This window comes from Streptomyces sp. NPDC057249, assembly GCF_042669245.1.
In the GTDB taxonomy this organism is placed as follows: domain Bacteria; phylum Actinomycetota; class Actinomycetes; order Streptomycetales; family Streptomycetaceae; genus Streptomyces.
Window position 1 is genome coordinate 12992 of the sequence record NZ_JBHUXS010000006.1, and the last position, 20997, is coordinate 33988.

General features: G+C 71.9%; 22 protein-coding genes and 1 pseudogene. 8 read left to right on the forward strand and 15 right to left on the reverse strand.

Going from position 1 to position 20997, the window contains the following annotated elements; genetic code table 11:
• Nucleotides 1-128 precede the first annotated feature (128 nt).
• Nucleotides 129-1385: a phosphoserine phosphatase SerB gene (gene serB, locus ACFUJY_RS12875; RefSeq protein ID WP_383298110.1), complete on the forward strand. Its 1257-nt coding sequence runs from the start codon at nt 129-131 to the stop codon at nt 1383-1385.
• Nucleotides 1386-1415: 30 nt separating this feature from the next.
• Here serB and ACFUJY_RS12880 read toward each other — a convergent pair whose 3' ends face one another.
• From ACFUJY_RS12880 to ACFUJY_RS12895, 4 genes are all read right to left on the reverse strand, one after another.
• Nucleotides 1416-1934 carry a SixA phosphatase family protein gene (locus tag ACFUJY_RS12880; protein WP_383298112.1) on the reverse strand — a complete coding sequence of 173 codons (519 nt, stop codon included), beginning with the start codon at nt 1932-1934 and terminating at the stop codon, nt 1416-1418.
• 72 nt (nt 1935-2006) lie between these two features.
• Entirely contained in the window at nt 2007-2207 is a 201-nt protein-coding gene (locus ACFUJY_RS12885; protein ID WP_383298114.1) for a hypothetical protein, read from the reverse strand.
• Between the two features lie 145 nt (nt 2208-2352).
• Nucleotides 2353-2463, reverse strand: coding sequence for an SGM_5486 family transporter-associated protein (locus ACFUJY_RS12890; protein WP_260697003.1), 111 nt, complete (start codon nt 2461-2463; stop codon nt 2353-2355).
• Between the two features lie 26 nt (nt 2464-2489).
• Nucleotides 2490-3779 (reverse strand): CynX/NimT family MFS transporter, encoded by a 1290-nt coding sequence (locus ACFUJY_RS12895; protein ID WP_383298116.1) that lies wholly within the window; start codon nt 3777-3779, stop codon nt 2490-2492.
• Nucleotides 3780-3880: 101 nt separating this feature from the next.
• Here ACFUJY_RS12895 and ACFUJY_RS12900 point away from each other — a divergent pair, with 101 nt between their 5' ends.
• Nucleotides 3881-4555 (forward strand): FadR/GntR family transcriptional regulator, encoded by a 675-nt coding sequence (locus ACFUJY_RS12900; protein WP_383298117.1) that lies wholly within the window; start codon nt 3881-3883, stop codon nt 4553-4555.
• A 28-nt stretch (nt 4556-4583) separates the two neighbouring features.
• Here the strand turns inward: ACFUJY_RS12900 and ACFUJY_RS12905 are convergent, their stop codons facing one another.
• The 3 genes from ACFUJY_RS12905 to fabG all read right to left on the reverse strand — a co-directional run bounded on the left by ACFUJY_RS12905 (nt 4584) and on the right by fabG (nt 6634).
• Nucleotides 4584-4964, reverse strand: coding sequence for a hypothetical protein (locus ACFUJY_RS12905; protein ID WP_383298119.1), 381 nt, complete (start codon nt 4962-4964; stop codon nt 4584-4586).
• Between the two features lie 177 nt (nt 4965-5141).
• Nucleotides 5142-5909: an enoyl-ACP reductase FabI gene (gene fabI / locus ACFUJY_RS12910; protein ID WP_383298121.1), complete on the reverse strand. Its 768-nt coding sequence runs from the start codon at nt 5907-5909 to the stop codon at nt 5142-5144.
• Nucleotides 5910-5914: 5 nt separating this feature from the next.
• Nucleotides 5915-6634 (reverse strand): 3-oxoacyl-[acyl-carrier-protein] reductase, encoded by a 720-nt coding sequence (gene fabG / locus ACFUJY_RS12915; protein WP_383298123.1) that lies wholly within the window; start codon nt 6632-6634, stop codon nt 5915-5917.
• Between the two features lie 222 nt (nt 6635-6856).
• Between fabG and ACFUJY_RS12920 the strand changes: the two genes are divergently transcribed.
• From ACFUJY_RS12920 to tyrS, 3 genes and pseudogenes are all read left to right on the forward strand, one after another.
• The gene (locus ACFUJY_RS12920) at nt 6857-8380 is read left to right on the forward strand and encodes a TldD/PmbA family protein (protein WP_383298125.1); all 1524 of its coding nucleotides are present in this window, start codon (nt 6857-6859) and stop codon (nt 8378-8380) included.
• Nucleotides 8377-9771, forward strand: a complete 1395-nt coding sequence (locus ACFUJY_RS12925; protein WP_383298127.1) for a metallopeptidase TldD-related protein — start codon at nt 8377-8379, stop codon at nt 9769-9771. Before ACFUJY_RS12920 ends, ACFUJY_RS12925 begins: the two co-directional genes overlap by 4 nt.
• A gap of 50 nt (nt 9772-9821) precedes the next feature.
• Nucleotides 9822-11087 (forward strand): annotated as a pseudogene (tyrS, locus tag ACFUJY_RS12930) (tyrosine--tRNA ligase); the annotation flags it as partial.
• Nucleotides 11088-11174: 87 nt separating this feature from the next.
• Here tyrS and ACFUJY_RS12935 read toward each other — a convergent pair.
• Complete coding sequence (locus ACFUJY_RS12935) at nt 11175-11450, reverse strand: GlsB/YeaQ/YmgE family stress response membrane protein (RefSeq protein ID WP_383298628.1); 276 nt, start codon at nt 11448-11450, stop codon at nt 11175-11177.
• Between the two features lie 194 nt (nt 11451-11644).
• Between ACFUJY_RS12935 and ACFUJY_RS12940 the strand changes: the two genes are divergently transcribed.
• Together ACFUJY_RS12940 and ACFUJY_RS12945 are read left to right on the forward strand one after the other, a co-directional pair.
• Nucleotides 11645-12013 (forward strand): DUF3099 domain-containing protein, encoded by a 369-nt coding sequence (locus tag ACFUJY_RS12940; protein WP_383298128.1) that lies wholly within the window; start codon nt 11645-11647, stop codon nt 12011-12013.
• A gap of 206 nt (nt 12014-12219) precedes the next feature.
• Nucleotides 12220-12459: a hypothetical protein gene (locus ACFUJY_RS12945; protein ID WP_361030976.1), complete on the forward strand. Its 240-nt coding sequence runs from the start codon at nt 12220-12222 to the stop codon at nt 12457-12459.
• 10 nt (nt 12460-12469) lie between these two features.
• Here the strand turns inward: ACFUJY_RS12945 and moaA are convergent, their stop codons facing one another.
• From moaA to ACFUJY_RS12960, 3 genes are all read right to left on the reverse strand, one after another.
• Nucleotides 12470-13459 (reverse strand): GTP 3',8-cyclase MoaA, encoded by a 990-nt coding sequence (gene moaA, locus ACFUJY_RS12950; protein ID WP_383298129.1) that lies wholly within the window; start codon nt 13457-13459, stop codon nt 12470-12472.
• A gap of 150 nt (nt 13460-13609) precedes the next feature.
• On the reverse strand, nt 13610-15241 hold the full coding sequence (locus ACFUJY_RS12955; protein WP_383298131.1) for a cation acetate symporter: 1632 nt from the start codon (nt 15239-15241) through the stop codon (nt 13610-13612).
• The gene (locus tag ACFUJY_RS12960; RefSeq protein WP_383298133.1) at nt 15238-15603 is read right to left on the reverse strand and encodes a DUF485 domain-containing protein; all 366 of its coding nucleotides are present in this window, start codon (nt 15601-15603) and stop codon (nt 15238-15240) included. The genes ACFUJY_RS12955 and ACFUJY_RS12960 overlap by 4 nt, the downstream gene beginning before the upstream one ends.
• A gap of 287 nt (nt 15604-15890) precedes the next feature.
• On the opposite strand from ACFUJY_RS12960, the gene ACFUJY_RS12965 reads away from it, so the two are divergent.
• Nucleotides 15891-17429 carry a S8 family serine peptidase gene (locus tag ACFUJY_RS12965; protein WP_383298134.1) on the forward strand — a complete coding sequence of 513 codons (1539 nt, stop codon included), beginning with the start codon at nt 15891-15893 and terminating at the stop codon, nt 17427-17429.
• Nucleotides 17430-17487: 58 nt separating this feature from the next.
• Here the strand turns inward: ACFUJY_RS12965 and ACFUJY_RS12970 are convergent, their stop codons facing one another.
• The 4 genes from ACFUJY_RS12970 to ACFUJY_RS12985 form a co-directional block, all read right to left on the reverse strand.
• The gene (locus ACFUJY_RS12970) at nt 17488-18531 is read right to left on the reverse strand and encodes a zinc-dependent alcohol dehydrogenase family protein (protein WP_383298135.1); all 1044 of its coding nucleotides are present in this window, start codon (nt 18529-18531) and stop codon (nt 17488-17490) included.
• A 21-nt stretch (nt 18532-18552) separates the two neighbouring features.
• Entirely contained in the window at nt 18553-19212 is a 660-nt protein-coding gene (locus ACFUJY_RS12975; protein WP_383298136.1) for a lysoplasmalogenase, read from the reverse strand.
• Nucleotides 19209-20102: a sterol desaturase family protein gene (locus ACFUJY_RS12980; protein WP_383298137.1), complete on the reverse strand. Its 894-nt coding sequence runs from the start codon at nt 20100-20102 to the stop codon at nt 19209-19211. Before ACFUJY_RS12980 ends, ACFUJY_RS12975 begins: the two co-directional genes overlap by 4 nt.
• A gap of 128 nt (nt 20103-20230) precedes the next feature.
• Nucleotides 20231-20944: a VIT family protein gene (locus ACFUJY_RS12985; RefSeq protein ID WP_383298138.1), complete on the reverse strand. Its 714-nt coding sequence runs from the start codon at nt 20942-20944 to the stop codon at nt 20231-20233.
• Nucleotides 20945-20997 lie beyond the last annotated feature (53 nt).

The window sequence follows — 20997 nt, forward strand, 5'->3', positions numbered from 1 at the left end:
CCAGGGTGACCTCACCGAGACCTGCGCGGCCAGGCGAAAGGGGACGGACCGGGTGCGGGTGCCCGGGGTGTCCGGCACTCGGGACGGGCTGCCTGGGAGCGCTCGGGGACCGATACGGTGGAGGCACCATGAGCGTATCCCGGCCTCCTGAGCCCGCCCTGTCTCCCGAGCCCGCCGCGTCCCGGCAGGGTCCGGACGTACCGACCCTTCTCGTGAAGATCTTCGGGAAGGACCGCCCCGGGATCACCGCGGGTCTCTTCGACACCCTCGCCGCCTACTCGGTCGACGTGGTCGACATCGAGCAGGTCGTGACCCGGGGCCGCATCGTCCTGTGCGCGCTGGTCACCGCCCCCACCGCGGGCGGGACCACCGAGGGCGAGCTGCGGGCCACCGTGCACAGCTGGGCGGAGTCGCTGAAGCTCCAGGCCGAGATCATCTCCGGCACCGGCGACAACCGGCCGCGCGGCGTCGGCCGTTCCCATGTCACGGTGCTGGGGCACCCGCTGACCGCGGAGTCCACGGCGGCCATAGCGGCCCGGATCACCTCGACCGGCGGGAACATCGACCGCATCTTCCGGCTGGCGAAGTATCCCGTCACGGCCGTCGAGTTCGCGGTGTCCGGTACGGGGACCGAGGAGCTGCGCACCGCGCTGGCGCCGGAGGCCGCGGGCATCGGCGTGGACGTGGCGGTCGTCTCGGCGGGTCTGAGCCGCCGGGCGCAGCGGCTCGTCGTGATGGACGTCGACTCGACGCTGATCCAGGACGAGGTCATCGAGCTGTTCGCGGCGCACGCGGGCTGCGAGGCCGAGGTCACCGAGGTGACCGAGCGGGCGATGCGCGGCGAGCTGGACTTCGAGCAGTCACTGCACGCCCGGGTGGCGCTGCTCGCGGGTCTTGACGTGTCCGTGGTGGACAAGGTCCGCTCCGAGGTACGGCTGACGCCGGGGGCCCGGACGCTGATCCGCACGCTGAAGCGGCTCGGCTACCAAGTGGGCGTCGTCTCGGGCGGTTTCACGCAGGTGACGGACGACCTGAAGGAGCGCCTGGGGCTCGACTTCGCCTCCGCCAACACGCTGGAGGTCGTGGACGGGAAGCTCACCGGCCGGGTGACCGGGGCCATCGTGGACCGGGCGGGCAAGGCCCGGCTGCTGCGGAGCTTCGCCGCCGAGGCGGGGGTGCCGCTGGCGCAGACGGTGGCGATCGGTGACGGCGCCAATGACCTGGACATGCTGAACACGGCGGGGCTGGGGGTCGCGTTCAACGCGAAGCCGGTGGTCCGCGAGGCGGCGCACACGGCCGTGAACGTGCCGTTCCTGGACACGGTGCTCTATCTGCTCGGCGTCACCCGCGAGGAGGTCGAGGCGGCCGACGGCCTCGTGGAGTAGGTTCCGCCGCCCTCCCCGTACGGCGGCGGGTCAGTCGTTGGGGGTCCAGTACTCGGCGAGCCGGCCGACGCCGTGCTCGACGGTCTTCCAGGAGCCGGTGAACCCGACCACGGCGAAGGCGGCGGTCGGGAAGCCGCCGCGCGCCATCCGGGAGAGCGCGTCGCCCTCGCCGCTGCCGGAGAGGGCATCGGCGAGCGCGTGCATGCCGGGGTTGTGGCCGATGACCAGCAGATCGGCGACGTCGTCCGGGGTCTCGTTCACCAGGGCGATCAGCTCGCCGAGCGACGCCTCGTAGAGCCGCTCCTCGTACACGGTCCTCGGGCGCTCGGGCATCTCGTGCACGGCCAGCTTCCACGTCTCACGCGTTCTGACGGCGGTCGAGCAGAGGGCCAGGTCGAAGACGATCCCGGAATCGGCCAGCTTGCGGCCCGCCATGGGGGCCTCCATGCGGCCGCGCTCGGCCAGCGGCCGCTCGTGGTCGGACTCCTGCGACCATTCCGCCTTGGCATGCCTGAGAAGGACAATCCTGCGAGATGTATCGGCGCTCATACACCTCAGCTTCGCATGAAACGCGCCAGCTGGCGCAGGGTGTTGGAGGCTTCGTGCCCCCGCCCGCGGAGGTCAGCGGGTCAGCAGCTCCACGAGGTGCCGCAGCAGCTGCCCGGTCGCCGATTCCCCGGTGGCGGCCTGCGCCTGGCCCGGTCCGGCGACCAGCAGCAGGAGCGCGGCGAAGGCGACGGCGGGCAGCGCGACGGCCCACCACGGCAGCCGCACGTCGACGCCGCTCGGCTCCGGACGGGTGGTGTGCGTACGGGCCGGCATGTCCGCCTCCGTGGGTGGTCGGTTCTGGTACTCAGAACCTACGGAGGCGGGGACGCGGCTCCCATCCGGTGGGCCACCCACTTCACCCTGACCCTGGCCCCCTAGGGGATGGTGGTGCTGGCCCCACCATCGCCGGGCCGGGGCGTCACGGGGACGCGATGGCGGCGATGACGCCGACGACGACCGTGATCAGCAGCATGGCCCCGAAGACGAGGAGCAGCTTCTTCTGACCGTTCTGGGGATTCGGATCGAGCACAGGTGACATGGGCCCAGTCTCGCATCTCAGGATTCGTCCTCGATCGTCCGGTCCCGGCCGGCCAGGACGCCCATGACCATCTGCGGCACCATCAGGGCGGCCATCAGCGCGATCGGCACTCCCCAGCCGCCGCTGTGCTGGTAGAGCACGCCGACCAGGAGCGGCCCGGGGATGGAGATCAGGTAGCCGGTGGACTGGGCGAACGCGGACAGCCGGACCACTCCGGCGCCGCTGCGGGCCCGCATGCCGATCATCGTGAGGGCGAGCGGGAACGCGCAGTTCGAGATGCCCAGCAGCAGCGCCCAGGCCCAGGCGCCGCCGGAGGGGGCCAGGTACAGGCCCGCGTAGCCGGTGAGGCCGCAGGCGCCGAGGAAGACGACGATCGGCCCCTGGGTGCGCATCCGGGCGGCGACGCGCGGGATCACGAAGGCGAGCGGGACGCCCATGGCCATGGTGACCGCGAGCAGGACGCCCGCGGTGCCTGCGGAGACCCCGGCGTCCCGGAAGATCTGCGGCATCCAGCCCATGGTGATGTACGCGGCGGTGGCCTGGAGGCCGAAGAAGCAGGCGAGGGCCCAGGCGGTCCGGCTGCGGGTGATCCGGAGCTCCTGGGCCTGCGGCCGGGCGGTGGCGGAGACCGGCTCGTGGGCGGTGGCCCGGTCCCGGACGAGCGGTATCCAGGGCAGGATCGCGGCGGCGGCCAGGACGGCCCAGATGCCGAGGCCGGCCTTCCAGCTGCCGCCCATGGCGTCGGTGAGGGGCACGGTCACGGCGGCGGCGAGCGAGGTGCCGAGGGCCAGGGCCATGGAATAGAGCCCGGTCATGGAGCCGACGCGGTCGGGGAACCAGCGCTTGACGATCACCGGCATCAGGACGTTGCTGACGGCGATGCCCATGAGGGCCAGGGCGCTGGCGGCGAGGAAGCCCGCGGTGCCGCCGACCAGGGGCCGGATCACCAGGCCCGCCGTGATGGCGACCATGCCCGCGCAGACCACCGCACCGGGGCCGAAGCGGCGGGCGAGGCGCGGTGCCATGACTCCGAAGACGGCGAAGCAGAGCGGGGGCACGGAGGTGAGGACCCCGGCGACGCTGCCGCTCATGTGCAGCCCGTCCCGGACCTCTTCGAGGAGGGCGCCGAGGCTGGTGATGGCGGGGCGGAGGTTGAGCGCGGTGAGGACGAGCCCGATGGCGACCAGGCGCAGCGCCCACGGCGCGGGCCCGGTCCGCGGTGCGGCGGCGTCGGCGCGGGTGGCTGCCGGGGCGCCCGGGCTCAGGGTCCCGGTCGCGGTCTGGGGAGTGGTCTCTTCGTCACGCATGGAGCCATCATAGAATCATGGGATGATTGGTTGTCCATTCCGTCCGCCCACCGGAAGCCTGGGAGGATCGGGTCCATGAGCCGTTGCGACCGAGGAGCACCATGGCGCTGACGTCCCCGAGGCGTTCGGCACTCGCCGACCAGGTGATTGCCCAGCTGAGGAACCAGATCACCACGGGCGAGTGGCCGGTGGGTTCCCGCATCCCGACCGAACCCGAGCTGGTCGAGCAGCTGGGGGTGGCCCGCAACACGGTCCGCGAGGCGGTCCGGGCGCTCGCGCACAACGGGCTGCTGGACATCCGGCAGGGCTCGGGCACCTATGTGGCCGCCACCAGTGAGCTGGCCGGGGTGATGCACCGCCGGTTCGCCTCGGCGGACCCGCGCCACATCGCGGAGCTCCGGTCGACCCTGGAGTCCTCGGCGGCGCGCCTCGCCGCGGTCCGGCGCACCGACCGGGACCTGAAGCAGCTGGACGCGCTGATGCGGCGGCGCGAGGAGACGTGGGCGGCCGGTGACGCCGAGGCGTTCGTGGCCGCCGACGCGACGCTGCACCTGGCCGTGGTGGCCGCTTCCCACAACGACGTGCTGACGGGGCTCTACGCGGACCTGGGCGACCTGCTGCGGGACTATCTGCGCGGCGACGTCGGCCAGGAGCTGCGGCCGGAGAACCACATGGACCACGGCCGCCTGGTCGAGGCGATCCGGGCGGGCGACGCGGAGACGGCGGCGACGGAGGCCGCGAGCCACGCGCTGAACTGCCTGGCGGACCGGGTCTGAGGGGCCTGGGGCAGTTTGACGACAGGCCCTACGCCCCGGGTGCCGCGCTGTGGGTGACCCACGCGGAGGCGACTTCCTTCCAGCAGCGGTCGGTCAGGCGCACCGTGCGCCCCGGCGGGACCGGGACCGGCCTGGAGTCCGCGTCCACGTCCCACCAGCGGGCGCACTCGGTGTGCAGCTGGACGCGGTCGGCCGAGGGGTACGGGTTGTGGCAGTAGGCGACGACCCGGGAGCCCTCGACGGACGTGCGGCACTCGGCGCCGGCCGGTTCGGGGCTGGGCGCGGGCGGTGCGGCCGTACCGGCTGCTCCGACGTGCCCGGCGGCGTACAGGCCGGCCGGGACGAGCAGCGCGGCGACGACCGTGCCGGAGGCCAGCAGGGACCGGGTCCGGTGAGGTGTGCGACGCACGGCGATCTCCTCCCCACGGCTGACCGGAAGTCCGGTTCCTCCACATTCTGCGGTGGATCGTCGGGCTTTTCGACCTGAGCGCCGCGAGGGCGTACGCCGGGGGCGACGGAAACGGCCGCGCACCGCCTCCCGGAGCTTCGGGGGGCGGTGCGCGGCCGGACCGTACGGACCTGAGGGTCAGGCGCCCATCATGTGCACGCCGCTGTCGACGTGGATGATCTCGCCGGTGGTACGCGGGAAGAAGTCCGAGAGCAGCGCGACGACGCCGCGGCCGGCCGGCTCCGGGTCCTTCATGTCCCAGGCCAGCGGCGCGCGGGTGTTCCACACGTCCGCGAGCCCGTCGAAGCCCGGGATGGACTTGGCGGCCATGGAGCCGAGCGGCCCGGCCGAGATGAGGTTGCAGCGGATGCCGTCCGGGCCCAGGTCGCGGGCCAGGTAGCGGGAGGTGGCCTCCAGGGCGGCCTTGGCCGGGCCCATCCAGTCGTACTGCGGCCAGGCGAACTGCGCGTCGAAGGTGAGGCCGACGATCGAGCCACCCTCGCCCATCAGCGGCTTGCACGCCATGGCGAGCGACTTCAGCGAGAACGCCGAGACGTGCATCGCCGTGGAGACCGACTCGAACGGGGTGTTGAGGAAGTTGCCGCCGAGCGCGTCCTGCGGCGCGAAGCCGATGGAGTGCACCACGCCGTCCAGCGAACCCAGCTCGTCGCGGACCAGACCGGCGAGGCGGTCCAGGTGCTCCTGGTCGGTCACGTCCAGCTCGATGACCTTGGCGGGCTTCGGGAGCTTCTTGGCGATGCGCTCGGTCAGGGTGGGCCGCGGGAACGCGGTGAGGATGACCTCCGCGCCCTGCTCCTGCGCCACCTTGGCGGTGTGGAACGCGATGGACGACTCCATCAGCACACCCGTGATGAGGATGCGCTTGCCGTCGAGAATTCCGCTCATGGTGATCAGTGACCCATGCCCAATCCGCCGTCAACGGGGATGACGGCTCCAGTGATGTACGACGCGTCGTCGGAGGCGAGGAAGCGCACCGCGGCGGCGATCTCCTCGGGCTGCGCGTAACGCGCGAGCGGCACCTGGGCCACGATGCCCTTGCGCTGCTCCTCGGTGAGCACCTGCGTCATGTCGGTGTCGACGAAGCCGGGCGCGACGACGTTGAAAGTGATGTTCCGCGAGCCCAGCTCACGCGCCAGGGACCGGGCGAATCCGACCAGACCGGCCTTGGAGGCCGCGTAGTTGGCCTGGCCCGCCGATCCGAGGAGGCCGACGACGGAGGAGATCAGGACGACGCGGCCCTTCTTGGCGCGCAGCATGCCGCGGTTGGCGCGCTTGACGACCCGGAAGGTGCCGGTGAGGTTGGTGTCGAGTACGGACGTGAAGTCCTCCTCGGACATCCGCATCAGCAACTGGTCCCTGGTGATGCCCGCGTTGGCGACCAGCACCTCCACGTTGCCGTGCTTCTCCTCGATCTCCTTGTAGCCCTGCTCCACCTGCTCGGGGTCCGTGATGTCGCAACGGACCGCGAGAACACCGGCCTCGGTGAGCTCGGCGGGCGGCTCGCCGGAACGATAGGTGATCGCGACCTTGTCGCCGTTGTCGGCGAAAGCGCGGGCGATGGCGAGGCCGATGCCCCGGTTTCCTCCGGTGACGAGAACCGAGCGGCTCAACGGATCACCCTTTCGTTAGCGGTCTGGTACCTCGGAAACCTATCGGTACCGTCCGCGCGGCGGGGAATCGGCCCCTGACAGCGCCTTCGGCCGGGCACTGTCGGGTTCCTACAGTCGGAGAACCCGGTCGTCCGGGGCAATTCCTCCGCGACGGAGCGTGCGCCGTGCTTCACTGCGTCCTGAACCATCCGAGGGTATGTGACCGCGAAGGAGAGGCCGCCCGTGCCCCATGAGGTAGATCAGTCGTTCCTGGCGCTTCCGCTACGGGCCCTCGCCGACGCGGCGCTCGCCCGGGCGCGGGCGCTCGGGGCGGCGCACGCCGACTTCCGGTTCGAGCGGGTGCGCAGTGCCACCTGGCGGCTGCGGGACGCCCGGCCCGCCGGCGGCTCCGACACCACCGACCTCGGTTACGCGGTCCGGGTCGTGCACGGCGGGGCCTGGGGGTTCGCCTCGGGCGTCGACCTGACGATGGACGCGGCGGCGCGGGTCGCCTCGCAGGCCGTCGCGATGGCGAAGCTGTCGGCGAAGGTGATCGCGGCGGCGGGTTCCGACGAGAGGGTGGAGCTGGCGGACGAGCCCTCGCACGGGGAGCGCACCTGGGTCTCGGCGTACGAGGTCGACCCCTTCGACGTGCCCGCCGGGGAGAAGGCCGGGCTGCTCGCCGAGTGGAGCGCGCGGCTGCTGGCGGCCGAGGGCGTGGCACATGTGGACGCCTCGCTGATGGCGGTGCACGAGAACAAGTTCTACGCGGACACGGCGGGCACGGTCACCACGCAGCAGCGGGTCCGGCTGCACCCGGAGTTCACGGCCGTGGCGGTGGACTCCGCGACCGGCGAGTTCGACTCGATGCGCACCATCGCGCCGCCGGTGGGGCGCGGCTGGGAGTACCTGACCGGGACCGGCTGGGACTGGTCCGACGAGCTGGAGCGCATTCCCGGGCTGCTGGCCGAGAAGATGCGGGCGCCGAGTGTGGAGGCGGGGACGTACGACCTGGTCGTGGACCCGTCCAACCTGTGGCTGACGATCCACGAGTCGATCGGGCACGCCACCGAGCTGGACCGGGCGCTGGGTTACGAGGCGGCTTACGCGGGAACGTCGTTCGCCACGTTCGACCAGCTGGGGAAGCTGGCGTACGGCTCGCCCGTGATGAACGTGACGGGCGACCGCACCGCCGAGCACGGGCTCGCGACGATCGGCTACGACGACGAGGGCGTCGAGGCGCAGTCCTGGGACCTGGTGAAGGACGGGACGCTGGTGGGCTACCAGACGGACCGCCGGATCGCGAAGCTCACGGGCCTGGGCCGGTCCAACGGCTGCGCCTACGCGGACTCGCCCGGCCATGTCCCCGTGCAGCGCATGGCGAACGTGTCGTTGCGGCCGGACCCGGGCGGGCTCTCCACGGAGGATCTGATCGGCGGGGTGGAGCGCGGGATCTACGTGGTCGGGGACCGCTCGTGGTCCATCGACATGCAGCGGTACAACTTCCAGTTCACCGGGCAGCGGTTCTTCCGCATCGAGAACGGCCGGCTGGCCGGGCAGCTGCGCGATGTGGCGTACCAGGCGACGACGACGGACTTCTGGGGCTCGATGGAGAAGGTCGGCGGCCCGCAGACGTACGTGCTGGGCGGCGCCTTCAACTGCGGCAAGGCCCAGCCGGGCCAGGTCGCGGCCGTCTCGCACGGCTGCCCCTCCGCCCTGTTCCGGGGCGTGAACATCCTCAATACGACGCAGGAGGCCGGGCGATGAGCCGCGTCAGCAAGCCGTACGAGATCGTCGAACGGGCGCTCGAACTGTCCACCGCCGACGGCTGTGTGGTCATCGCGGACGAGGAGTCGTCGGCCAATCTGCGCTGGGCCGGCAACGCCCTGACCACCAACGGGGTCACCCGGGGCCGGACCCTGACCGTCGTCGCCACGGTCGACGGCGCCGAGGGCGCCGCCTCCGGTGTGGTCTCCCGGGCCGCCGTCACCGCGGACGACCTGGAGCCGCTGGTCCGGGCCGCCGAGGCCGCCGCGCGCGCCGCGGGGCCGGCCGAGGACGCCCAGCCGCTGGTCACCGGGGTGCCCGCGTCGCCCGACTTCACGGACGCGCCGGCCGAGACGGACTCCGACGTGTTCGCCGCGTTCGCCCCGGCCCTCGGGGACGCCTTCGCCCGGGCCCGGGCCGGGGGGCGCGAGCTGTACGGCTTCGCCCACCACCAGATGACCTCCACCTACCTCGGCACCTCCACGGGGCTGCGGCTGCGCCACGACCAGCCGAACGGCACGCTGGAGCTGAACGCCAAGTCGCCCGACCGCACCCGTTCCGCCTGGGCGGGCCGCTCCACGCGGGACTTCAAGGACGTCGACCCGGCGGAGATGGACGCGGAGCTGGCGCGCCGGCTCGGCTGGGCGGAGCGCCGGATCGAGCTGCCCGCCGGGCGGTACGAGACGCTGCTGCCCCCGACCGCGGTCGCCGACCTGCTGATCTACCAGCTCTGGTCCTCCACGGCACGGGACGCGGCGGAGGGCCGCACGGTGTTCTCCAAGCCGGGGGGCGGCACCCGGCTCGGCGAGACGCTGTCCCCGCTGCCGCTGACCCTGCGCAGCGACCCGCACGCGCCGGGCCTGGAGTCGGCGCCCTTCGTCGTCGCGCACTCGTCCGGGGACGGCGCCTCGGTCTTCGACAACGGGCTGCCGCTGGCCCGGACCGACTGGATCGCCGGCGGCCGTCTGGAGCAGCTGACGACGACCCGGCACACCGCGGCCCTGACCGGGCTCCCGCTCGCCCCGGCGGTCGACAACCTCCTCCTGGAGGGCGGGGGCGACCGGTCGCTGGAGGAGATGGTCGCCGCGACGACCGGCCGCGCGCTGCTGCTGACCTGCCTCTGGTACATCCGCGAGGTGGACCCGGCCACGCTGCTGCTGACCGGGCTGACCCGGGACGGGGTGTACCTGGTGGAGGACGGCGAGGTGGTGGGCGAGGTGAACAACTTCCGGTTCAACGAGTCCCCCGTCGACCTGCTGTCCCGGGCCACCGAGGCGGGCCGCACCGAGAAGACGCTGCCGCGCGAGTGGGGCGACTGGTTCACCCGGGCCGCGATGCCCGCGCTGCGCATCCCGGACTTCAACATGAGCTCGGTCAGCCGGGGCGTGTGACCCGCCTAGACTGAGCCGTACAACTCACTGCCGTAAGGAGCACAGGAACCGTGACGGACATCGTCGACGAGCTGAAGTGGCGCGGGCTGTTCGCCCAGTCCACCGACGAGGACGCATTGCGCAAGGCTCTCGCGGACGGTCCCGTCACGTTCTATTGCGGCTACGACCCCACCGCGGCCAGCCTGCACGTCGGCCACCTGGTGCAGGTGCTCACCATGCGCCGGCTCCAGCAGGCCGGCCTGCGGCCGCTCGCCCTGGTGGGCGGGGCCACCGGGCAGATCGGTGACCCCCGGCCGACCGCCGAGCGCACGCTGAACGACCCGGAGACCGTCGCCCGGTGGGTGGCCCGGCTGCGTTCGCAGATCGAGCCGTTCCTGTCCTTCGAGGGCGAGAACGCCGCGGTCATGGTGAACAACCTGGACTGGACCGCGGGGATGTCCGCGATCGAGTTCCTGCGGGACGTCGGCAAGCACTTCCGGGTCAACAAGATGCTGACCAAGGAGTCCATCGCCCGCCGGCTGGAGTCCGACGAGGGCATCAGCTACACCGAGTTCAGTTACCAGCTGCTCCAGAGCATGGACTTCCTGGAGCTGTACCGCCGCTACGGCTGCACCCTCCAGCAGGGCGGCAGCGACCAGTGGGGCAACCTCACGGCCGGCCTGGACCTGATCCACCGCCTGGAGCCGGGCGCCGAGGTGCACGCGCTGGCGACGCCGCTGATGACGAAGGCGGACGGCACCAAGTTCGGCAAGTCGGAGGGCGGGGCCGTCTGGCTCGACGCCGGGATGACGACGCCGTACGCGTTCTACCAGTTCTGGCTGAACGTGGACGACCGGGACATCTCGCGCTACATGCGCATCCTCAGCTTCCGGACCCCGGCCGAGCTGGCGGAGCTGGAGAAGGTCACCGAGGAGCGCCCGCAGGCGCGGACGGCGCAGCGCGCGCTGGCCGAGGAGCTGACGACGCTGGTGCACGGGGCGGACCAGTGCGCCGCCGTCGTCGCCGCCTCGAAGGCCCTGTTCGGCCAGGGCGAGCTGGGTGAGCTGGACGAGGCGACGCTGGGCGCCGCCCTGTCCGAGGTGCCGCTCGCCCGGGTCACCGAGCTGGGCCCGCTGGTGGACCTGCTGGTGGAGGCCGGCCTGGCGCCGAGCAAGTCGGGGGCGCGGCGCACGGTCAAGGAGGGCGGCGCGTACGTGAACAACGTCAAGGCCGTCGACGGCGAGGCCGCTCCGGCCCGCGAGGAGCTGCTGCACGGGCGCTGGCTGGTGCTGCGCCGGGGCAAGAAGACCCTGGCGGCCATCGTGGAGCCGGCCGGCGGCGCGTGCCCCGGCCCGCGGGCGCCCCGGCCGGACACGTCACGCGTGTCCGGCCGCTCCGCCCGTTCCGGGGGTGCCGGAGGGGGTTCAGGTGCGCTGTCTGTTGCCCCTCAGCGAGGCGTACAGCATGTCGCCGACACCGACCACCACCACCGCGCCGATGAGCTGGAGCACATGGCGCGTCCAGTCGATGCCCTTGGTGTCGTTGACCCCGATCCACGTGGCGACAGCATTTCCGAGGATGCTGCCGATCATGCCGCAGATGACCGTCAGCCAGAGAGGGATCTGCTGCTTGCCCGGCAGGATCGCCTTGGCGATCAGTCCGAGCACCAGGCCCACGATGATTGCCCACAACCAGCCCATGCTGCCTCCTTGAGCGACGCGGTGTCGCGCATGTCCCGCCCAGTCTCGACGCTGCGGCGGCCCGCCGCACGTTGTGCGGGTCCGTGGGGGCGAGGCGGAATGTACGCATACGGCGTGCCCCGGTCTCGTACGGGGCGAGGGCCGGGCGTAGCGTAGGAGCGGCCGGTCCGGGTCCGGGGAAGGTTGGTGGGGACGTGGTGCGCAAACAGGGTGGTGCGGAGGTCTTCCGGATCACGGGGGCCCGGCAGGGGCTCGCGGACGACGTGCGCGGCAGACAGCGCCGGTATGTGATCTCGATGAGCGTGCGCACGGTGTCGGTGGTGGCCGCCGCGGTCCTGTGGAACGTGGAACGGCACATCGCGTTCGTCGCGCTCGGCCTGGGGGTGCTGCTGCCGTACGTGGCCGTCGTCATCGCCAACGCGGGCCGCGAGACCAGCCCCGCGCTGCCGTCCACATTCGTGCTCCCGCCCCAGTCGTACCCGGCTCTGGAAGCCGGTGCGGCGACGCCCTCACCGCAGTCCGGACGCGGTTTCCGGTCTTCGGATGCGGCGGAGCACGACTGAGCCCGGAACGGGCCCAAGCTCAAGAAAAGCTCAGATCAATCATGAAGTTCCGGTGCACTGCGGCAGGGTCTGCGTGACATACTTTGTACGCGCTCCGCATCCCCCGTCGGAGCGACGGACCGACGCCGGGCAGCTCCCCCCGTGGCTGCCCGGCGTCGCCATTCCCGCGTCGGAACGCGCGTCCGGCACCCTCTAGGGTTGAGTCCGTGAACTCCCCGGAATCCGCCGAGAATCCCGCCCCCGTGTGTTCGGCCAAGGGCTGCCGGGCCGACGCCGTCTGGGTGCTGGCCTGGAACAACCCGAAGCTGCACACGCCGGAGCGCCGCAAGACGTGGCTGGCCTGCGAGGAGCACCGGGAGCACCTGTCCTCGTTCCTCGGGGTGCGGGGCTTCCTCAAGGACGTGGTGACGCTGGCGGAGTGGGAGTCGCGCCCCGCGTCCCCGTGACCGGGCGGGGTCAGCCGCCGATCGCGGACATCGGACGGTCGGGCTGGAGGAAGCTCGGGTCGTCAAGGCCGGATCCGGCCTTCTTGCCCCACATCGCCTGCTTCCAGATCCGGGCGATCTCCTCGTCGGGCGCCTCCGAGCGCAGCGCCGCGCGCAGGTCGGTCTCCTCGCGGGCGAACAGGCAGGTGCGGACCTGTCCGTCGGCGGTGAGGCGGGTGCGGTCGCAGGCCCGGCAGAAGGGGCGGGTGACGGAGGCGATGACGCCGACCCGGTGCGGCCCCCCGTCGACGGTCCAGCGCTCGGCGGGGGCGGAGCCGCGCTCGCCGTCGTCCTCGGGGGTGAGGTCGAAGCGGGTGCGCAGGGAGGCGAGGATGTCACCCGCGGTGATCATGCCGTCGCGCTTCCAGCCGTGCTGGGCGTCCAGCGGCATCTGCTCGATGAAGCGGAGCTCGTAACCGTGCTCGACGGCCCAGGCGAGCAGCTCGGGGGCCTCGTCGTCGTTGAGCCCGGGCATCAGGACGGTGTTGACCTTGACGGGGGTGAGCCCGGCGTCGCGGGCGGCCGCCAGGCCGGCCAGCACGTCGTGGTGGCGGTCGCGGCGGGTGAGGGTCTTGAACACCTCGGGCCGCAGGGTGTCGAGCGAGACGTTGACCCGGTCGAGGCCGGCGTCCTTCAGGGCGGCGGCGGTCCGCTTCAGCCCGATGCCGTTGGTGGTGAGGGACATCCTCGGGCGGGGCTCCAGCCCGGCGCACCGCTGGACGATGGAGACGAGGCCGGGGCGCAGCAGCGGTTCGCCGCCGGTGAAGCGGACCTCGGTGACGCCGAGCATGGTGACGGCGATGCGGACGAGCCGGACGATCTCGTCGTCGCTGAGGAGATCGGGCTTGGCCAGCCACTGCAGGCCCTCCTCGGGCATGCAGTAGGTGCAGCGCAGGTTGCACCGGTCGGTGAGCGAGACGCGCAGGTCGGTGGCGACCCGGCCGTAGGTGTCGATGAGCATGGTGGCCCCCTCCCCCGGTGACTTCCCGGTCGCGGTATCTGACTCTTTCGAGCCTACGCGAGACCGGTGGGCGCGGAGGGGGTTCCGTTTGCACGAGGTACGGCGAGGCTGCGTCGTAGGACCCTACGACGCAGCCTCGTGCGGGCCGGGTCAGTGGGCCCCGATGCCGGTGAGGGACTTGACCTCGAGTTCGGCGTACTTGCCCTTGTCCGGCTCCTCCTTGGACAGGAGCGAGCCGATCCAGCCGAGCAGGAAGCCGAGCGGGATGGAGATCAGGCCGGGGTTCTCCAGCGGGAACCAGGCGAAGTCGACGCCCTTGAACATCGAGCTCTTCTCGTTGCCGGAGACGACCGGCGAGAACAGCACCAGGATGACGGAGGAGGCCAGACCGCCGTAGATCGACCAGAGCGCGCCCCGGGTGGTGAAGCGCTTCCAGAAGAGGCTGTAGAGGATCGTCGGCAGGTTGGCGGAGGCGGCGACGGCGAAGGCGAGGGCGACGAGGCCGGCGACGTTCATGTCGCGGGCGAAGACGCCGAGGACGATCGCGGCGGCGCCGATGAAGACGGTGGACCAGCGGGCCGCCTTCATCTCCTCCTGCTCGGTGGCCTTCCCCTTGCGGATGACGTTGGCGTAGATGTCGTGCGCGAAGGAGGACGAGGAGGCGAGGGTCAGTCCGGCGACGACGGCGAGGATGGTGGCGAAGGCGACGGCGGAGATGACGGCGAGCATGACCGCGCCGCCGGTGGTGCCGGTCCCGCCGAGGTATTCGGCGAGCTGCGGTGCGGCGGTGTTGCCCGGTGCCGCGATGTTCTTCGGACCGATCAGCGCGGCGGCGCCGAAGCCCAGGGCGATGGTCATCAGGTAGAAGGCGCCGATGATGCCGATGGCCCAGTTGACGGACTTACGGGCGGCCTTGGCGGTGGGCACCGTGTAGAAGCGGATCAGGATGTGCGGCAGTCCGGCGGTGCCGAGGACCAGGGCCAGGCCGAGGGAGAGGAAGTCCAGCTTCGAGGTGCCGGTGGCGCCGTACTTCAGTCCGGGCTCCAGGAACGCGGAGCCGTGGCCGCTCTTCTCGGCGGCGGTGCCCAGCAGGTCGGAGACGTTGAAGTCGAACTTCCACAGCACCATGAGGGTCATCAGGAGGGCGCCGGCGATGAGCAGGACGGCCTTGACCATCTGGACCCAGGTGGTGCCCTTCATGCCGCCGATGGTGACGTAGACGATCATCAGTACGCCGACCAGCGCAACGATGAGGATCTTTCCGCCGTCGCTGCTGATGCCGAGGAGCAGGGTGACCAGTGCTCCGGCGCCCGCCATCTGTGCCAGCAGGTAGAAGATCGACACGATGATGGTGGAGACGCCCGCCGCGGTGCGCACCGGGCGCTGGCGCATCCGGTAGGCGAGGACGTCGCCCATGGTGTAACGGCCCGAGTTGCGCAGCGGTTCGGCGACGAGCAGCAGGGCCACCAGCCAGGCGACGAGGAAGCCGATGGAGTAGAGGAACCCGTCGTAGCCGAAGAGGGCGATGGCACCCGCGATGCCGAGGAAGGACGCGGCGGACATGTAGTCGCCGGAGACCGCGAGTCCGTTCTGGAAGGCGGTGAACTGGCGCCCGCCCGCGTAGAAGTCGGAGGCGCTGCGGGTCTGGCGGCCGGCCCAGACGGTGATGCCGAGGGTGGCGGCGACGAAGACGGCGAACAGCGTGATGATGAGCGGCCGGTGCTCGCTGGTGGACGAGGCGGCGAGGGTCACGGCGGTGTGGGAGTGGTACGCGGCGCTCATGCGTCGGCCTCCATGCGGTCCTTGATGGCCTCGGCCTTCGGGTCCAGCTTCGCGTTGGCGTGGCGCGAGTAGAACCAGGCGATGAGGAAGGTGGTGACGAACTGGGCGAGGCCGAAGACGAAGGCCACGTTGATGTTGCTGAAGACCTTGGTGCCCATGAAGCCGTGCGCGTAGTTGGAGAGAAGCACGTACAGCAGGTACCAGAGGACGAAGGCGACGGTCAGCGGAAAGGCGAACGAGCGGTGGGAGCGGCGCAGTTCGCCGAACTCCGCGCTGCCCTGCTCCGCGAGGAACGCCTCGGTCGTGGGCTGGGCAGGGCTCTTCTCCGTATTGCCCTCGGGCGGCGGTGCATCGGTAGCCACGGATTCTCCTCGCGACGCGGGTGCGGTGGTGGGAACGGTCGGTTGCACTGGGGACCTCGTGTTCGGGGGTGGTGATGCGCTTCCCCTGACAACGGCACGCAACGCGCGGCGAAGCGGTTCACTCGGGTTCTCCCGTTCTCTCCGTCACCCCTTCGGGCGGTCCGGTGTGCACGTGTTCGTGCGAATCGATTGATGTGCCGGGATGATCGGCGCTAGCTTCACTGGTCATGTACGCGACTGGGCGCACCTGGTGCCCGGTCGGCTGACACGGATGAAGTGGAGACCCCATGGCTCATCTGGTATCCGGACGGGCGCGCGCACTGACGCTGCCCGTCGGATTGGCCCTCACCGCCTCGCTCGGCTTCCTGCCGGCGGGCGCCGCCTCCGCCGCTCCGGCGGGGCACGGTGCCCCCGCGGCGGCGGTGCCGGCGGACGGTCCGGAACTGTCGTACGTGGTCAACACCCAGGGCGGTCCCGGGACCGTCAAGCAGGTGCGCAAGGCGATAGAACGGGCCGGCGGCACGGTGGTGATCGCCTATGACCGGATCGGCGTCGTCGTCGTCCACTCGAAGAACCCGGATTTCGCGAAGACGGTCCGCAAGGTCAGGGGCGTCAGCTCGGCGGGCGCCACGCGCACCAACCCGATCGTGCCCCAGGCCACCAAGGACATCGGGGTCGAGCAGCCCCTGACGGCCGCGCAGGAGAAGGCCGCGGCGGCGGAGGCGACGGCGGACCAGGACCCCATGGAGCCGTTGCAGTGGGACCTGCCGGCGATCAAGGCGGACCAGGCGCACAAGAAGTCGCTGGGCAGCTCGAAGGTGACGGTCGCGGTCATCGACACCGGGGTGGACGACACCCACCCGGACCTCGCGGCCAACTTCGACCGCGCGGCCTCCGCGAACTGCGTGTCGGGCGCCCCGGACACCTCGGAGGGCGCCTGGCGTCCGAAGCCCGGCGAGAGCGACCACGGCACCCACGTCGCCGGCACCATCGCGGCGGCCAAGAACGGCGTGGGCGTGACGGGTGTGGCGCCGGGCGTGAAGGTGTCCGGCATCAAGGTCGCCAACCCGGACGGCTTCTTCTACACGGAAGCCGTGGTGTGCGGCTTCGTCTGGGCCGCCGAGCACGGCGTGGACGTCACCAACAACAGCTATTACACCGACCCGTGGCTGTACAACTGCAAGAACGACCCGGACCAGGGCGCCCTGGTCGAGGCCGTCCACCGGGCCACCCGGTACGCCGAGCGCAAGGGCGCGGTCAACGTCGCGGCCGCCGGCAACTCGGCCGAGGACCTGGCGGCGGACTCGCTCGACGACACCACCAGCCCGAACGACACCACCCCGGGCAGCCGGACCGTCGACCCGCGCCAATGCCTGGACATCCCGACGATGCTCCCGGGCGTCGTCACGGTGTCGGCGACGGGCGCGAAGGGCCTGAAGGCGTCGTACTCGAACTACGGGAACGGGGTCATCGACGTGGCCGCGCCCGGCGGGGACTCGACGGTCTACCAGACACCCGAGCCCCCGGCGACGAGCGGGCTGATCCTCTCGACGCTGCCGGGCGGCAAGTACGGCTACAAGGCCGGTACGTCGATGGCGTCCCCGCACGTCGCCGGCGTCGTGGCGCTGATCAAGTCGAAGCACCCGTACGCCCCGCCCGCCGCGGTCAAGGCGCTGCTGACGGTGGAGGCGGACGCGAAGGCGTGCGACGCGCCGTACGACATCGACGGTGACGGCACGGCCGACGCGGTCTGCGAGGGCGGCAAGAACCGCAACGGCTTCTACGGGGCCGGAGTGGTGGACGCGCTGGACGCCGTGCGCTGGTGACGCCGGGGTCCGGGGGCCGGTGCGTCACGGCCCCCGGACCGCCGGACCACGGCGTGGCTCACGGCTTGATGAGGACCTTGAGCGCCGTGCGCCCGTCCATCGCCTTGTATCCCGCCGGTACGCCGTCGAGCCCGACGGACAGGTCGAAGACGGGCGAGGGGTCGATGGTGCCGTCCAGCACGTCCGGCAGCAGCTCCGGGATGTACGTGCGCACCGGGGCGACACCGCCGCGCAGGGCGATGTTCCGGTCGAACATGTCGCCGAGGTCGAGCCCGGTGCCGCTGCCGTGCGGGACGCCGACGTAGCCGATGGCCCCGCCGTCCCGGGCGATGCCGACGGCGGTGCGCATCGACTGCTCGGTGCCCACGGCCTCGATCACGCAGTGCGCGCCCTCGCCGCCGAGCAGCTCCCGGACGGCCGCGACCGCCGCGTCGCCGCGCTCGGAGACGACGTCGGTGGCGCCGAAGTCCCGGGCGATGTCCGTGCGCGCCGGGTGCCGGCCGAGCGCGATGATCCGCTCCGCGCCGAGCCGCTTGGCGGCCATCACGCCGCACAGCCCGACGGCCCCGTCCCCGACGACGGCGACGGTCGAGCCGGCCCGTACGCCCGCTCCGACTGCCGCGTGGTGACCGGTCCCGAGCACGTCGGAGAGGGCCAGCAGGCCGGTGAGCAGCCGGTCGTCGGAGGCCGCGGCGGCGGGCAGGGCGACCAGGGTGCCGTCGGCGTGCGGGACGCGGACCGCCTCGCCCTGCCCGCCGTCGGAGCCCACCGAACCCCAGAAGCCGCCCTGCGGGCAGGAGGTGGTCAGGCCCTCGGCGCAGTACGTGCAGGTGCCGTCGGACCAGACGAACGGGGCGACGACCAGGTCCCCGGCGGAGAAGCCGCGCACCTCGGACCCGGCCTCCTCGACGATCCCCAGGAACTCGTGGCCGATGCGCTGGCCGGGCTGCCGCGCGGACTCACCGCGGTAGGCCCACAGGTCGCTGCCGCAGATGCAGGCCCGGAGGACCCGCAGCACCACGTCGGTGGGCTGCTGGATCACCGGGTCGGGTACCTCCTCCACGCGGATGTCGTGGGGGGCGTGGATGACGGTGGCGCGCATGCGTGGGGGTCCTTGCTGATCTCAGATGCTGATACTCCTTTCACGGTACGCCCCCGGGCCGGCGTTCTCCCCGGCCGGGGCGAGCGCCCCCAGGGTGAGCAGCAGCTGCGCGGCGACATAGGTGAGCATCACCCAGAAGCCGGGGGCGGGGAGCTGCGGCCAGTCCGCGATGCCGGTGGCGATGAGCGCGTCGGAGAGCAGGAAGAGGGCCCCGCCGGTCGCCGCGTACCGGCCGAGGACGCCGGCGCGGTACGCCATGGCGGTCAGCAGCAGGCTGTAGCCGGCCATCGGGACGCGCAGCCCGGCCGGCAGCCCGTCCCAGAGCAGGGCGACGAACACGGTGAGCACGACGGCGTACGCGAGCGCCGGGAGCAGCGCCCCGCGCGCCCGGCCGAACAGCACCAGGTAGCAGACGTGCCCGGCGGCGAACCCGGCCATCCCGACGAGGAACGCCGGATCGGAGTCGGCCAGCAGGAACACGTCGCCCGCCCAGCCGCACAGCAGCGCCGCGATCAGGAGCCTCGGCCCGCGCCGGGCGAACGCGTACCCGGCGAGCAGCGGCATCAGGAGCGGCTTGGCGCCGAGGTGGAGCCAGTCGGGGCCGGTGAGTACGCCGACGAGGTCGACGGCGCACGCGACGAGGAAGGCGACGAGCAGGGGGCGCGCGTACCGCCCGCTCACGCGGTGCGCTCCGGCGCGGGCGCGGTGGCGGGGGCGGGGGCCGCGGCGGTGCGGGCCGCGGCCGGCTGCCAGCCCGGGCCGCGGAAGACCCGCCCGGCCCGCTCGCCCCAGCCGCTCGCCGCGCGCACGTCCCGGGCGATGGCGGCGTACTCGTGGGTGGCGACGCGCAGCGGGTTGTACGTGTGGATGTTCTTGGTGAGCCCGTACACCGGCCGCACCGTCTCCTGGGCGAACGAGCCGAACCAGCGGTCCCACACGATGAGGATGCCGCCGAAGTTGCGGTCGAGGTAGCCGCCCTGCGAGGCGTGGTGCACCCGGTGGTGGGAGGGGGTGTTGAGGACGTACTCGAAGGGCCGGGGGAGCTTGTCGATCCGCTCGGTGTGCACCCAGAACTGGTAGACGAGATTGGCCGAGGAGCAGAACGCGAGCGCCGCCGGATGCACCCCGCACGCGATGACCGGCAGATAGAACGGCCAGGAGGTCAGCGAGGTCCAGGGCTGGCGCAGCGCGGTGGAGAGGTTGAACTTCTCGCTGGAGTGGTGGACCACGTGGCAGGCCCACAGGATGCGGATGACGTGGTGGCCCCGGTGGGACCAGTAGTAGAAGAAGTCCTGGGCGAGCAGCATCAGCAGGACCGTCCACCACAGGACCGGGACGCGCAGCGGGGTGAGCTCGTACACCGCGGTGTAGACGGCGACGATGGGCACTTTCCACAGCAGGTCGAAGACCAGGCTGCCCAGCCCCATGGTGATGCTGGTGGCGGCGTCCTTCGCCTCGTAGCCGGCGGCGTCCTCGTCGGGATGGAAGTGGTGCAGCGCCATCTCCAGGACGGTGAGCAGGACGAAGGCCGGTATGGACCAGAGCACTACATCGGGCAGGTTCGTCGGCATGCCTGCACGGTAGGGCCGGGGTCGGCCGGGGGCCAGATGTTGTTACCAACAAGTATGTGAGACCGGCTGTCAGCACTCTTTGGCACCTTCCGACAGGGCGGGCGTCGTCTGGCGTCTGCGTGGAGCTCCTAAACGCCCGCCGCCCCCAGCAAATGCCCCGCCGCGTACGTCACCGCCATGGCCACCGCTCCCCCGCCCATGTTCCGCAGCACCGCCCGGCCCGGGGCCGCCTCGCCCAGGCGGGCGCTCCACCAGCCCGTCACGGCCAGCACCGCGAGGACGGAGAGCACGGTCACCGGGACCCGGGCGGTGGCCGGGGGCAGCACGATGGCCAGCAACGGCAGCAGCGCGCCCACCGTGAACGCCAGGAAGCTGGCGCCCGCCGCGTGCCAGGGGTTGGTCAGGTCGTCCGGGTCGATGCCGAGCTCGACCTCCGCGTGGGCGCGCAGCGCGTCCCGCTCGGTGAGCTGGACGGCGGCCTCGCGGGCGACCTCATGGCTCAGCCCCTTGCCCTCCAGCAGGCCGGTCAGCTCGTCGAGTTCCGCCTCCGGGGTCTCCTGGAGCTCCCGCCTCTCGGTGGCCAGCGCGGCCTTCTCCGAGTCGCGCTGGGTGGACACCGAGACGTATTCGCCGGCCGCCATCGACAGCGACCCGGCGAGCAGCCCGGCCAGCCCGGCCGTCAGCAGGGCGCCCCGGTCGTCGGTGGCGCCGGCGACACCGACGACGAGCCCGGCGGTGGACACCACACCGTCGTTCGCCCCGAGCACGGCGGCCCGCAGCCAGTTGAGCCGGGCGCCGAGCCCGGCCCCGTGCGGTTCGTCGTGCTCCGGCGATCGCGTCATCCCGGGATGGTCTCACCTCCGGCGCCCCGGCCCCGGCCCGACACCGCCGGGGG

What these genes read in the sequence shown, in the direction of transcription:
- serB (WP_383298110.1), top strand. Translation starts at nt 129, where the DNA reads ATGAGCGTATCCCGGCCTCCTGAGCCCGCCCTGTCTCCCGAGCCCGCC.
- ACFUJY_RS12880 (WP_383298112.1), bottom strand. Translation starts at nt 1,934, where the DNA reads ATGAGCGCCGATACATCTCGCAGGATTGTCCTTCTCAGGCATGCCAAG.
- ACFUJY_RS12885 (WP_383298114.1), bottom strand. Translation starts at nt 2,207, where the DNA reads ATGCCGGCCCGTACGCACACCACCCGTCCGGAGCCGAGCGGCGTCGAC.
- ACFUJY_RS12895 (WP_383298116.1), bottom strand. Translation starts at nt 3,779, where the DNA reads ATGCGTGACGAAGAGACCACTCCCCAGACCGCGACCGGGACCCTGAGC.
- ACFUJY_RS12900 (WP_383298117.1), top strand. Translation starts at nt 3,881, where the DNA reads ATGGCGCTGACGTCCCCGAGGCGTTCGGCACTCGCCGACCAGGTGATT.
- fabI (WP_383298121.1), bottom strand. Translation starts at nt 5,909, where the DNA reads ATGAGCGGAATTCTCGACGGCAAGCGCATCCTCATCACGGGTGTGCTG.
- ACFUJY_RS12925 (WP_383298127.1), top strand. Translation starts at nt 8,377, where the DNA reads ATGAGCCGCGTCAGCAAGCCGTACGAGATCGTCGAACGGGCGCTCGAA.
- ACFUJY_RS12935 (WP_383298628.1), bottom strand. Translation starts at nt 11,450, where the DNA reads ATGGGCTGGTTGTGGGCAATCATCGTGGGCCTGGTGCTCGGACTGATC.
- moaA (WP_383298129.1), bottom strand. Translation starts at nt 13,459, where the DNA reads ATGCTCATCGACACCTACGGCCGGGTCGCCACCGACCTGCGCGTCTCG.
- ACFUJY_RS12955 (WP_383298131.1), bottom strand. Translation starts at nt 15,241, where the DNA reads ATGAGCGCCGCGTACCACTCCCACACCGCCGTGACCCTCGCCGCCTCG.
- ACFUJY_RS12965 (WP_383298134.1), top strand. Translation starts at nt 15,891, where the DNA reads ATGGCTCATCTGGTATCCGGACGGGCGCGCGCACTGACGCTGCCCGTC.
- ACFUJY_RS12970 (WP_383298135.1), bottom strand. Translation starts at nt 18,531, where the DNA reads ATGCGCGCCACCGTCATCCACGCCCCCCACGACATCCGCGTGGAGGAG.
- ACFUJY_RS12980 (WP_383298137.1), bottom strand. Translation starts at nt 20,102, where the DNA reads ATGCCGACGAACCTGCCCGATGTAGTGCTCTGGTCCATACCGGCCTTC.
- ACFUJY_RS12985 (WP_383298138.1), bottom strand. Translation starts at nt 20,944, where the DNA reads ATGACGCGATCGCCGGAGCACGACGAACCGCACGGGGCCGGGCTCGGC.